Annotated in this window: 8 protein-coding genes; 7 read left to right on the forward strand and 1 reads right to left on the reverse strand. The window is 32.0% G+C overall.

Annotation, left to right across the window (positions count from 1 at the left end; all coding sequences use genetic code 11):
* Positions 1-114: 114 nt before the first annotated feature.
* The 7 genes from ABY298_RS11010 to ABY298_RS11040 are packed head-to-tail and all read left to right on the forward strand — an operon-like array spanning position 115 to position 13,805.
* Positions 115-1,686, forward strand: a complete 1,572-nt coding sequence (locus tag ABY298_RS11010; protein WP_372746107.1) for an N-6 DNA methylase — start codon at positions 115-117, stop codon at positions 1,684-1,686.
* Positions 1,683-2,525: a KilA-N domain-containing protein gene (locus ABY298_RS11015; RefSeq protein WP_291846480.1), complete on the forward strand. Its 843-nt coding sequence runs from the start codon at positions 1,683-1,685 to the stop codon at positions 2,523-2,525. Before ABY298_RS11010 ends, ABY298_RS11015 begins: the two co-directional genes overlap by 4 nt.
* A gap of 10 nt (positions 2,526-2,535) precedes the next feature.
* Positions 2,536-3,642 carry a restriction endonuclease subunit S gene (locus ABY298_RS11020; protein ID WP_372746108.1) on the forward strand — a complete coding sequence of 369 codons (1,107 nt, stop codon included), beginning with the start codon at positions 2,536-2,538 and terminating at the stop codon, positions 3,640-3,642.
* Between the two features lie 37 nt (positions 3,643-3,679).
* A complete protein-coding gene (locus ABY298_RS11025; RefSeq protein WP_372746109.1) occupies positions 3,680-7,474 on the forward strand; it encodes a hypothetical protein in 3,795 nt (1,264 codons plus the stop codon).
* A gap of 28 nt (positions 7,475-7,502) precedes the next feature.
* A complete protein-coding gene (locus ABY298_RS11030; protein WP_372746110.1) occupies positions 7,503-8,867 on the forward strand; it encodes an RNA-binding domain-containing protein in 1,365 nt (454 codons plus the stop codon).
* Positions 8,868-8,882: 15 nt separating this feature from the next.
* Positions 8,883-12,023 carry a type I restriction endonuclease subunit R gene (locus ABY298_RS11035; RefSeq protein WP_372746111.1) on the forward strand — a complete coding sequence of 1,047 codons (3,141 nt, stop codon included), beginning with the start codon at positions 8,883-8,885 and terminating at the stop codon, positions 12,021-12,023.
* A 45-nt stretch (positions 12,024-12,068) separates the two neighbouring features.
* Complete coding sequence (locus ABY298_RS11040) at positions 12,069-13,805, forward strand: hypothetical protein (RefSeq protein ID WP_372746112.1); 1,737 nt, start codon at positions 12,069-12,071, stop codon at positions 13,803-13,805.
* 227 nt (positions 13,806-14,032) lie between these two features.
* Here the strand turns inward: ABY298_RS11040 and ABY298_RS11045 are convergent.
* Positions 14,033-14,279: hypothetical protein (locus tag ABY298_RS11045; protein ID WP_372745935.1), on the reverse strand; the 247-nt coding region annotated here is incomplete at its 5' end.

The following is a 14,279-nucleotide window of genomic DNA, read 5'->3' on the forward strand; positions in this document are numbered from 1 at the left end:
CTAACAGTCAATTGCTGTTAGTATGTCAATGTATTTTTAATGGTTTTTATTCTAAATAACAAATGACAAGCATTAACAAATACTCATAAAAATTAGCAGAATTTAAAAACTATAATGGCAAAACAAAATACTCCAAATCCAAAATCAAAAAATATAGAAGAAACACTTTGGCAATCTTGCGACAAATTAAGAGGTTCAGTAGAGCCTTCAGAATACAAGCACGTTGTTTTAGGATTGATATTCCTAAAATTTGCAAGCGATAAATTTGAAGAACGCAAAGCTGAATTAATTGCTGAAGGGAAAGTGAAATATGTAGAAATGAAAGAATTCTACAATATGAAAAACGTGTTCTTTTTAGAAGAAATTTCAAGATGGAGTTTTATAAGTAAAAATGCAAAGCAAAATGACATTGCATTAAAAATTGACACAGCCTTACATACCATAGAAAAAGACAACCCAGCTTTAAAAGGAGCATTACCAGACAATTATTTTTCTCGTTTAGGTTTAGATAGAACAAAACTAGCTTCATTAATTGACAAAGTAAATGAGATAAATACCCTGGAAGATGAGGAACAAGATATTGTAGGTAGAGTTTATGAATATTTCTTAAGAAAATTTGCCATCAAAGAAGGAAAGGGAAAAGGAGAATTCTACACACCAAAAACAATTGTAAACTTAATTGCAGAATTAATTGAACCATACAAAGGAATCATCTATGATCCAGCTTGTGGTTCAGGTGGTATGTTTGTGCAATCTATCAAGTTTATTGAAAACCATCAAGGTAACAAAAAAGAAGTATCAATTTACGGTCAGGAATACACCAAAACTACCTTTAAACTGGCAAAAATGAACTTGGCAATTCGCGGGATTTCAGCCAATTTAGGAGAAAAAGATGCAGATACTTTTGCAAACGACCAACATAAAGACTTAAAAGCCGACTTTATTATGGCAAATCCTCCCTTTAACCAAAAAGACTGGAGAGCTGAAAACGAATTATTAGACGACCCACGTTGGAGAGGCTATGATGTACCTCCAAAAAGCAATGCTAATTATGGTTGGATTTTGAATATGGTTTCTAAACTATCCGAAAATGGTGTTGCAGGTTTTATATTGGCTAACGGAGCCTTATCTGGTGGTGGTGAAGAATATAAAATTAGAAGAAAATTAATAGAGAATAACCTAGTAGAAGCAATCATTATTATTCCAAGAAATACGTTTTATACTACTGATATTAGCGTTACGCTGTGGATTCTCAATAAAAATAAAAAAGAAAGAACGACCGAAATTAACGGTAAACAAAAAAGCTACCGTAATCGTGAAAAAGAAATCCTATTTATGGATTTACGTCGTTGGGGAAGTGAATACGAAAAGAAATTTATTGAATTGTCAATTGACGATATTAAAGATATAGCTGAAAATTATCACAATTGGCAACAAACCGATTATAAAACTACTTACAAAGACATTCCTGAATTTTGTAAATCTGCTAGTTTTAAGGATATAGAAGCTAATGACTTTTCTTTAGTGCCAAGTAAATACATAGAATTTGTAGATGGCGATAGTGGTATTGACTTTGATACCGAAATGAAACGCATACAAAAAGAATTTAAAGTATTAATCCAGGAAGAAAAGGAGTCACAGGAGCAATTGATTAATGCGTTCAAAACCCTTGGATACGAATTATGAGTAAGAAAAATATAAAAATAGAAGTTCAGGGAAGTGAAATAACCGTAATCAACACCAATGAACAAGATTATATTTCGTTGACTGATATTGCTAAACATAAAACGGATGATACAAGTGCTGTTATTGCAAATTGGATGCGTAACCGTAATACTATTGAATTTTTAGGTATTTGGGAAACACTTTATAACCCAGATTTTAAACCCCTCGAATTCGAGGGGTTTAGAAATAAAGCGGGTTTAAATGCCTTTACACTTTCTCCACAAAAATGGGTAAATACAACCAACGCCAAAGGATTTATTGTTAAAGCAGGAAGATATGGTGGAACGTATGCCCATAAAGACATAGCTTTTAAATTTGCTAGTTGGATTTCCGTTGAATTCGAACTGTATATTATAAAAGAATTTCAACGATTAAAAGAAGAAGAAAAAAAACTTGTTGGCTGGTCAGCCAAAAGAGAGTTGGCAAAAATCAATTACCGCATTCATACTGATGCAATAAAAGAAAACCTAATTCCTCAAAACCTGAGTAAAATACAAATCTCATTTGTGTATGCCAATGAAGCAGATATTTTAAATATGGCACTTTTTGGAAAAACAGCAAAACAATGGAAAGACGAAAACCCAAATGAAAAAGGAAATATGCGTGATTATGCCAATATTAGCCAATTGGTATGTCTAGCCAATCTCGAAAATTTAAATGCAGTATTTATCAATGATGGTTTGCCGCAAAACAAACGTTTACTAAAACTTAACCAAATAGCCATTTCGCAAATGAAAATTCTGTTACAGGATAAATCTACAAATCTTTTGTCTAACATAAATGAGGAAGTAGATGAGTAATTTTAAACAGTTGGGCGCCTACATACAATTGGTTGATAATCGCAACAAAGATTTAGCGGTTACTAATTTGTTGGGAATAAATATCACCAAAAACTTTATGACTTCTGTTGCCAATGTTTCTGGAACTGATTTATCAAAGTATAAAATCATTCAGAAAGGCCAGTTTGCTTATTCTGCTATGCAAGTTGGAAGAGATGAAACCATTCGTTTAGCTCTTTATACTGAAAATGAACCTGCAATTATTTCACCGGCTTATTTAGTTATTGAATCAAAAGATGAAAACGAGTTGTTATCAGAATATATGATGATGTGGTTTCAACGACCAGAATCTGACAGATATGGTTGGTTTATTAGCGATAGTAGTGTGCGTGCCAGTTTAGATTATGATAGACTTTGCGAAATTGAAATTCCAATCCCAAATATAAATGAACAACGTAAATATGTTGCGCTATACAATGGCTTACTTACCAACCAAAAAACCTATGAAAACAGTTTAGAGGATTTGCAATTGATTTGCGACACCTATATTGAAGATTTAATAAAAAAAGAAGAACCAAAATTACTGGGTGATTTTGTTGAGCTGATTGAACATCGAAACAGTAATTTGAAATATGGTGTCGATGATGTTCGAGGTGTTTCAAACAGCAAGCAGTTTATGCCAACAAAAGCTAATAATGTAGGAAGAGACCTACAAAAGTTTTATGTGATTTCTCCAGGTGATTTCGTTTACAATAGTCGAACGACTCGTATGGGTGACAAGGTCGGATTAGGCTACAACAATACTGAAGAAACCTTTTTAACTAGTTGGAATAACACTGCGTTTAGGGTAAAGAAGGATTCCATTCACTTACTTATTCCAGCGTATCTATTTTTATTTTTTTATCGGTCTGAATTTGACCGCTATGCGCGTTTTAATTCTTGGGGAAGTTCAACAGAACTATTCAATTGGGATGATATGTGTAATGTAAAATTACCTATTCCAAGTATTAAAATACAAGAAGCCATAGTAACCATTTACCATACGTTGGAAACACGTAAACGTATTAATGAGCAGTTAAAAAATACTATTAAACCATTGTGCCCTGTATTAATGCGTGGAGTTGTGGAGAGTTTATAAAAAAAATTGAAAAAGTTGTAAATTAAAAAGATAAAACGTGAAACTTATAACAAGAGATAATATTGAAAGTTGGGCAAATACTACTTTTTCAAAGGCGGATTTACCCTATCTAATATCTAGGCTAGTACGGGCAACTACGCTTGCAAGTACAAAAGCAGATATTCCTTCCGGAAGTGCTTCATATATTGGAGGTTGGGATGGTGTAGTAGATTGTGAATCAAAAACTTCACATGTTCCAGAAGGAATTTCTTTATGGGAGTTCGGGACTACTTCTGATTGTAAAGGAAAAGCAGATAGCGATTATGATAAAAGAAAAATAGACTCATTAGGGTACAATCCGACTGATTCTGTTTTTATTTTTGTTACACCTAGATTATGGTCCAAGAAAGATAAATGGGTTAAAGCAAAAAAGAAAGAAAATTTTTGGAAAGACGTTATAGTATATGACTCAATAGATATTGAACAATGGCTCGACAATGCCTTATCTGTTGCGAGATGGTTTGCAGCTCAAAATGGTGTAGGGGCATATCCATTTGATGGTATTATGTCTGCTGATGAGTTTTGGGAAGAATGGTCAATTGGACCAAATGGAATAAAACTTATACCAGAAAGTGTAATTTCTGGGAGAGAATATGAGAAAGACTCCTTATTATCTATTCTAAAAGGTGATCCGACAATTAAAGGTGTGAAAGCATCAACAAAAAGTGAAGCGATAGCTTTTATAATTGCTGCGGCTAAAACATTTCCAACTGATGAAGGAGAAATATTTTTCTCAAAATCCCTTATTGTAGACACTGAAGGGAATTTTAGAGGGATTAGAATAAATACTTATACTCCTTTAAATCTTATTCCAAGATTTGATGATACCCAACCGCTTTATGCAGCTGTATCAAAAGGTCATCACGTTATTGTACCATTAGGTGCAGACGACGATTTTAATCAAGAAACAATTACATTACCAACTATTGATAGAGATGGTCAAGTTAATTCCTTAATCAAAAGTGGTGTTTCAAGTGAAGATGCTGAAAAGTTTTCTAGAGAATCAGGAAGAAATATTACAATCCTAAAAAAACTTCTTGGTTTTCCTTACAACAAAGCAAAATGGATTGATAAAGAAGATATTCGTGAAATCATACCCGCACTTTTATTAGGAAGGTGGAATGATACGTTTGTAGGTGATATTGAATTAATCGAAAAGTTATCTCAGCAAAAATATTCCGATTATTTAGTTACATTGAATAAGTGGAAGAATTTTGAGGAATCACCAATTATACAAATTGGTGAAACTTGGCGATTAACTTCACCTTTAGATTTATGGACAAACCTATGCTCTCGTCTCACTAAAAATGATTTTAATAAAATTGAAGAATGCTTTTCTTTGGCTTTTAAAGAAGGTAACCCAATTATTGAGTCTGATCATAATAATTACTTTGCCAGTTTCAATAAAAAGAGAAAATATTCTAATTGGTCTAGAGAGGGTTTAACACAGTCATTAATTTTAGTTGGTCGTTTAGGAGTGAGTATTAAAAATCCAAACCTTATAAATCCACAAAGTTGGGTTGACAATATAATTTTTGATTTGCTCAACAATGCAAGTCGTGAAACGTGGGTTTCAGTAGACCACGAATTACCACTTATTTCTGAAGCATCACCTGAAGGTTTCTTGAAAGCAGTAAAAAATTCTTTAGGAAAAGAGCAACCTGAAATAATGGGTATGTTTAAAGAGGAGAAGGGCTTCTTGCACAATACAAGCCATCATACAGGATTATTGTGGGCTCTAGAAAATTTAGCTTGGCTACCTGAATATTTAAGAGATGTCAGTTTGATACTACTAAAGCTATCAAGACTTGATCCTGGAGGCAATTTATCAAATAGGCCATTAAATAGTATTACAGAGATATTTAAACCGTGGCATTATCAAACTCTTGCATCTTACGATGAGAGAATGGATATTTTGAAATATATTACTGAACAAGAAAAGGAAATAGGTTGGTCACTTCTAATCAGAATGCTTCCTGTACATCACGGAATTGCTCAACCTACACATAAAATGAGGTGGAGAATGTTTGATAAGAATACGAATCTAAAATATACATATCAAGAAATTTATAAAACATATTCAGCTGTAGTTGAAATGCTAATTAATCTATTTGATTATAATGAGGATAAATTTTCTCAATTTATTAATGAAATCGGTAGCCTACAGCCTATTGATAGAGAAAGTGTTTTAGATTGGGCTGATGAGGTCTGCTTAAATGTTGATCAAAAAAAATTCACAGCTTGGGCAACAATCAGAAAGGTTTTAAATCATCATAGGTCCCACCCTGACACTAATTGGGCTTTGCCTGAACCTGAACTAGAGAGGTTAGAAGCCTTATATAACAAACTCCAGCCAACAGATATTATAGATAAATATAGTTGGTTATTTAATGACCATTGGCCTCAATTTCCAGAAGGTTTCAGATATAAAGAGGAAGAATCTGAAATACGATATAAAAAGCAGCAAAAACAAGTTGATAATGCTAGAGAAGAAGCTGTAACAGCTTTTCTTAAAGAAATAGGGCTAAAAGAAACTATAGAATTGAGAAAAGAAGTTAAAGAATCTTGGCTTTTAGGTGATACTTTAGCAAGAGTAATTGAAAATCAAGAAGATATTCTTTTAGTTTGCGAATTTTTAAATGAAGAACACAACGCAATTCGTTTTGCCCAAAGTTTTATTTATCGTAAATCAATTATTAAAGGTTTTGAATGGATTAAGAATTTATTTAAAGAATTATACGAGAATAAGTTAAGCACTAAAGCACTTTCAAATGTTTTAATACCTCTTGATCAAAATCAAGAGGTATGGACTTTTATTTCTTCTTTAGAAGAAGAAATAAAAAATGAGTATTGGCAAAAAATAAATCCACGGTTTTATCATATTTCTGTTGCTGATAAAATATTTGGAATAGAAATGCTTTTAAAACATAAAAGGTTTTTTTCTGCAATTGATATTACATCACATTTTACAGATGTGATACCAACTAAGTTGCTTTCAGAAATGCTTAATAGAGCTGGAACAGAAGAAGCAAATGAAAAGTTAAGTTTTAAGGGGTATGAGATTGAACGAATTTTTGAAGAACTCGATAAAAGAGAAGATCTTGAAAAGTCAGTTATTATTCAATTGGAATGGCTCTATCTTCCAATTCTAGATTCATATGGTACTAGAAGAAGTCCAAAAAATTTAGAAGATGAATTAGCAAATAACCATCATTTCTTTATAGATGTATTAAAGTGGGTTTACATTCCTAAGGATAAGTCAATATTAGAAGATGAAAGAAAAGGAATTTCAGATGAAATAATTAAAAACAGAGCAAAACAAGCATATCACTTACTTCATTCTTGGAAAAAAATTCCTGGAATGAAAGAAGATAATTCTATTGATGAAATTGAGTTAAGAAGTTGGGTAGAAAAAGCACGTGAACTTGCTAAAAATGTGGGCAGGTTGGATGTTGCAGATATGGAAATTGGAAAGATTTTAGCTCAGTATCCGGAAAATATTCCAGAATGGCCACAAGAAAAGTTATTTAAGGTTATTGAAGAAATTAATACTGATAGCTTAAAAAACAATTACTCTTCTGCCTTGTTCAATAAAAGAAGTTTTTCGTCAAGAGGTGCTTTTGATGGTGGGGACATTGAACGAGAAAAAGCTAGTTATTTTAAAAATTTAGCGACTGACTTTAAAAATAAATATCCAAATGTTGCCGAAATATTTAAAAACCTATCTGATGGTTATTTAATTGATGCAAAGAGAATGGATGAAGATGCTGAAAGAAATAGATTGGAATATTAACATTAATTATTATAAACTTTTAATAGATATGTCCGAAACAAACCGTATAGAATACAAACAAATACTAACCGATGCATTAGAAAAGGAAGTAATCGCTTTTTTAAACTATAAAGAAGGTGGTATTATTTATATCGGTATTGATAAAAACGGGAATGTTACAGGTGTTGCAGATACTGATGGTGATATGTTAAAAATAAAGGACCGCCTTAAAACCAATATTTCGCCATCTTGCATTGGTTTGTTTGATATTATAAGTGAACAAAAAAATGGATTAGATATAATTAAAGTTATTGTAGCCAGTGGACCCGAAAAACCTTATTTTTTAAGAAAATACGGAATGTCTGAAAAAGGTTGTTTCTTAAGAATAGGAACAGCTGCAGAACCAATGCCTCAAAAAAATATTGACCAATTATATGCTAAAAGAACGCGTAATTCCATCAGTAAAATTAAATCCAACCAACAAAATTTAACGTTTGAGCAATTACATATTTATTACCTAGCTACAGGTGTTAAGTTAAATGGAAAATTTACAACCAATTTAGAATTGCTTACTGATGAAGGTGCTTTTAATTATGTTGCTTACTTGTTATCAGATAAAAATGCAGTTTCAATAAAATTAGCAAAATACAAAGGAACGAATAGAGTAAACCTTATTGAAAATAATGAGTATGGTTACGAATCATTGATAAAAGCAACAAAACAAGTTTTAGATAAAATTGACCTAGAAAATAAAACAAGCGCAGAGATAACATCTAAAGAACGTAAAGAAAATCGTTTATGGAATCCTATTGCATTGAGAGAAGCTATTATCAATGCTTTTGTTCATAACGATTATGCAACTGAAGTTCCTCCAAAATTTGAGATTTTTGATGACAGATTAGAGATTACTTCATCCGGCGGTTTACCCGAAGGTTTAAGTCAGGAGGAATTTTTTGAGGGTTTTTCGGTACCTCGAAATAAAGAAATTATGAGGATTTTCAGAGATCTAGATTTAGTAGAGCAACTGGGTTCTGGTATTCCTCGTATTTTAGAAACCTACCCTAAAAGTTGTTTCAAATTCTCAGATAATTTTTTAAGAATGTCTTTTCCTATCAATAAAGTTATACAAACTCAAGATTATAAAGATGGTCCAATAGGTGGTCCAATAGGTGGTCCAATAGGTAGTCCAATAGGTAGTCCAATAGGTGGTCCAATAAAAAATTTAACTGATAGGCAAAAAGAAGTTTTAGAACTTTTTCGTGAAGATCCTAAATTATCAAGAAGAAAACTAGCTGAAATACTTAAAATTAATGTGTCAGCCGCACAAGGTCATATTGATGCATTAAAAGATAAAGCTGTAATTGAAAGAGTTGGAGGAACTAGAGGTAAATGGATTATTAAAGAAGGATATTAAAAATAATTGCAAAAAATGAAATTCACAGAAGCCAAATTAGAAGCAGCATTTATAGAACTCTTAGAAAATGAAAGTTTTCCGCACGTTGTTGGAAGTTCAATTACTAGAGCTGAAGATGAGGTTTTAATTGAAGAAGATGTACGTAATTTTTTATTAAATCAATATAAAAAGGAAGGTTTAACCCTATTGGAAGTTGATACAATATTATTGCAGTTAAAAACACTCTCTAACACCGATTTGTACGAGAGTAATAAAACAATAATGCAATGGTTATCCGATGGATTTATTTTTAAAAGAGAAAATCGAAATCAAAAAGATATTTGGATATATTTAATTGACTATTCTAAACAAAATAAGAACACCTACAAATTTGTAAATCAGTTAGAAATTGTAGGTACTGAAAGAAGAATTCCTGATGGAATTTTATATATAAATGGATTACCTATTGTAGTATTCGAGTTCAAAACTGCAATTCAAGAAAATTGTACCATTCACAATGCGTATGTACAATTAACTACACGTTACAAAAGAGACATTCCAGAACTCTTTAAATACAATGCTTTTTGTATAATTAGCGATGGTGTAAACAACAAAGCGGGTTCATTTTTTGCACCGTATGAATTTTATTATGCCTGGAGAAGAGTTGCTGGATTAGCAAAAGATGTTGATGGTATTGATAGTATGTTTACCTTAGTTCAAGGGATGTTACAGCAAAATAGGTTGCGTGATATTATTCAAAATTTCATTTACATTCCCGATAGTTCTAAAAAAGATGAAAAAATAGTTTGTCGTTATCCACAATACTATGCTGCACGTGCACTATATGATAACATCAAAATCGCACAAAAACCAAAAGGAGATGGAAAAGGTGGTACCTATTTTGGTGCTACAGGATGCGGAAAAAGTTTTACAATGCTTTTTTTAACGCGATTATTAATGAAAAGCGAGCATTTCGAAAATCCAACTATTGTCCTTATTACAGATAGAACAGATTTAGACGACCAACTTTCAGGTCAATTCACAAATGCTAAAAATTATATAGGAGACAATACAATTATAAGTGTTGAAAGCAGAGCTGAATTACGAGAATTAGTTCAGGGTAGACAAAGCGGAGGTGTGTTTTTAACAACCATCCATAAGTTTACAGAAGATACAGAACTTTTAACCTATAGAACAAATGTTATTTGCATTTCTGATGAAGCCCATAGAAGTCAAACAAACCTCGATCAAAAAATTCAAGTAACAGAAAACGGAGTAAAAAAATCATTTGGTTTTGCTAAATACCTCCACGATTCCTTGCCAAATGCTACCTATGTCGGTTTTACAGGAACACCAATTGATGCTACATTAGATGTTTTTGGAAAAGTAGTTGATGCCTATACAATGACCGAATCTGTAAAAGATGAAATTACAGTAAGAATTGTATATGAAGGTCGTGCAGCAAAAATTGCACTTCAAAATAGCGAATTAGAAAAAATTGAAGAATACTACATAGCTGCAGAAGAAGATGGAGCCAACGAATACCAAATAGAAGAAAGCAAAAAGCAATCAGCCAATATGAATGCCATTTTGGGAGATCCTGATAGGTTACAAGCTTTAGCTGAAGATTTTGTAAAGCATTATGAAAACAGAATAAATGAAGGAGCCACTGTAAAAGGAAAAGCAATGTTTGTTTGCAGTAGCAGAGAAATTGGATTCCAATTTTATAAAAATGTAATTGCTTTACGTCCAAATTGGGCAGAAGTTAAAATTGCTGAAGAAGGAGCAGTTTTAACGGATAAGGACAAACGAGAAATCAAACCGATGGAACGTCTTAAAATGATTATGACCAGAGGAAAGGATGATTCAAAGGAAATGTATGATTTGTTAGGTACTAAAGAATATAGAAAAGAATTAGACAGACAATTTAAAAATGAAAAATCCAATTTTAAAATTGCAATAGTAGTGGATATGTGGCTTACAGGTTTTGATGTCCCATTTCTAGATAGTATGTATATCGATAAACCAATCCAACAACACAATTTAATTCAAACAATTTCTAGAGTAAATAGAAAATTTAAAGACAAAAATAAAGGCTTGGTTGTTGATTACATAGGTATTAAAAAACAAATGAACCTCGCCTTAGCGAAGTATAATAAAGGAGAAGAAGAGAATTTTGAAGATATCCAACAATCATTGGTAGTAGTGAGGGATCATTTAGATTTATTAGCTAAAATATTTCACAAGTTTAATAGTACTAAATATTTCAATGGTTCACCATTGGAACAATTGAACACCTTAAATATGGCTTCCGAATATGTGCAACAAACAAAAGAAGTTGAAACACGTTTTATGGGCTTGGTTAAAAGACTAAAAGCAGCGTATGATATTTGTGCAGGTAGCGAACAACTCACTCAAACCGAAAGAGATAATACACATTTTTATTTAGCAATAAGGTCAATCGTATTCAAATTAACCAAAGGAAATGCTCCAGATACAGCACAAATGAATGCAAAGGTTAGAGAAATGATTAAAGATGCGCTTCAAAGTGATGGCGTACAGGAGATATTTAAATTAGGAGAAGATAATGAAAAGGAACAAGATATTTTTGATGAAGATTATTTAGCTAAAATTGATAAAATTAAATTACCAAACACCAAAATTAAATTATTACAACAATTGCTAGCCAAAGTAATTGGTGAAATGAAAAAAGTGAATAAAATTAAAGGAATTGATTTCACTAAAAAAATGGAAGTATTGGTACAACGATACAATGAAAGAAAAGAAGATGATGTATTAAGAAGTGAGGTATATGAAGAAATGGCAGAAAAGCTCACCAACCTCATTTGGGAAGTACACAAAGAATTTTCAGCAGGTGATGAATTAGGAATTGACTTTGAAGAAAAAGCATTTTATGATATTTTAAAGGAACTTTGTGTTAAATACGATTTTAGATACCCTGATGATAAATTAATAGAATTAGCTAAAGCTGTTAAGGAATTAGTTGATGCCCAAGCCAAATTTCCTGATTGGAGTAAAAGAGATGATATAAAAGCAGCCTTAAAAGTTGGTTTGATTTTATTATTAGATGAATTCGGTTACCCACCAGTTGAACGCGACGAAGTATATCACGATATTTTTGAACAAGCAGAGAATTTTAAAAAGAATAGAAGTTAATCGAATAATTGTGATATAAATAAGATATTAAAAAATTGCTACGCTATGGCATATGAAGAAAAAAAATATGAATCGGACAAGGATTTTGAATGGGCAATTCGGGAAAGTGATAGTAAGGAAATTCATATAACTGACCTTTCAGCTGAAGAAAAGGGTAAAAAAGGGTATCGCTGTTTGGGTGCAAATTGTGGAAATCAATTAATTGCAGTTCCAGTAAGAAAAAATCCAAAGCATAAACCTTATTTTAAGCACGCTCCTATAAATATTTTGAATGGAGAGGTTAAATGCTCATTTAGTAATGCGGAATATAGGGAAGCTTTGGCTTCTTCAATTTTAACAGGACTAAGAAGAATAAAAGTCCCACCAATCTATAAAGTTAACCCTGAAAATCCTGATGAATACAAGTTAATTGAAGAGTCTAAATATATAGACGCTTTTAGTGTTCAAAGTCAAGTAACCTTTTTTGAGGATGAAGAAGGAAATATACATTGGGGCAAAAAACCAAACATTAAAAATCGGTTTATTATTAGAAGACCTGATGTTGTATTTTTTAACGAAAAAGGTAACCCCGTCCTGTTTATTGAATTAGTAATTACTCATAAATTGGATGATGATAAAATTGCTGATTTATATAGATTAGGGATTGATACGATTCAGGTAAAGGTTCCAATATCATCAGCAGAAGAAATAGAGAAAAATTTTCACTCAATTAAAAATATTAAATGGGTATATAATGAAAGAGAAGCAACAGCAAACTATGTACAAATTCCAAGAAGAGATAATCAAAGAATACTGGATCCTGATGAATTCGAAAAACGACTTTTTAAGGAATCGTTCAGGTGCAGAGTATTCCGAATTGGTGACCTCATACGAGCGATTAGAAAAAGTTTGGGCTCTAAATCGTACAGCAGCATTGAACAATTTCTTAACTCAGAAATATCAAGAGTTGAGAGAAATACAGAAAGAGCAAAACAAAGATTGGGACAGCTGGAAGAACAACATAGAGCAGAATCACGAGGAAGAAATAGCAGTCTTGAAGAAAAACTTAGAACTGAAGAGAAAGAGCTTAGTAGCGATATTGAATCAGCAGAACAAAGACTGGGAGATCTGGAAGAATCAAATCGAAGAGATGCACTTAGCAGAAATCGAGATGAAGAAGAAAAAATTGAATCAAAGTACACTGGATTGGAAAGAAGATATCTTGACAAAGATAGAGACCTTGAACAAGGTATGCGAGATTACATTAGAGCCCAAGATATTGGAATACCAATTGAACGTGATATTGAAAGAGAAGAAAAAATGGTCTGGAAACTTGAAAGAGATGCAAGACACTTTGAACAAGAAATTACAGAACGATTTAGAAATAAATTCAAATATATTGAAAACGAAATTAGAAGAGTTGAAGAAGAACAGAGAAATCTTGAAAAAACAATTCAATCCGAAATTGTCTCCGAAATTGATTCAACTGAAAGAAGTATCAGAAACATTAGAGAACACCAAAGCAGAATTGAGGGAGAAATATGGGGAGAGTTTAAAAATGAAATCGAATTTGAGGATTCAGAAATCGAACGACTTATTGAAGAAGAAAATGAATTTGAGGAAACAATTAGAGACGAATTTCATAGAGAACTCAAAGAATCCTCCAGAAAACTACCCAAAGGAATTAAAGTCATTATGGATGCAGAACGATTGGGGAGCACTTTCAGCGAAGCTAAACGCGAAAACGAACGATACAAAAGGGCGTATGAATTATTTAGAAAGGGAACTTGGGAGAAAGGGTAAATCATTAGATTGGTTTATGGAAACATATAAAGATGAAATTGATGAAAAAGTCCCTTAATTTTTTTAATAAGGATTTAAGTGCTTTCAATAATTTCGCCCATTCATTGTCACTGAACTCTCTAAAAAAATGAACGAACAAATTTAAATCCAACTGCTGCATATTTTACAACAATTCAACTAAAGAGAAATACCCGTTTATTCAAAAATTAATTTAATAACCTATCCTACTAATTGGAAAGAATGAACACCATTCCAAAAACACCAAAACTATGAATGTCAGTCTTTAATCTATTTGAATAATAACCTACTGAATAAAACCAATAATTTTCATATTCAATTTCAAGTCTGATAAAACTGTCAAACATCATTTCATTCATCATTATTTTTATTGGATCATCATTTAAATTTATAAAAGGGCTGTCAACCAATTCAGTTATTTTTTGAACGTGCATTTCTTTAGAAGGATTAAGCAAC

Origin of the sequence: Lutibacter sp. (assembly GCF_041596795.1) — a bacterium.
In the GTDB taxonomy this organism is placed as follows: Bacteria; Bacteroidota; Bacteroidia; order Flavobacteriales; family Flavobacteriaceae; genus Lutibacter.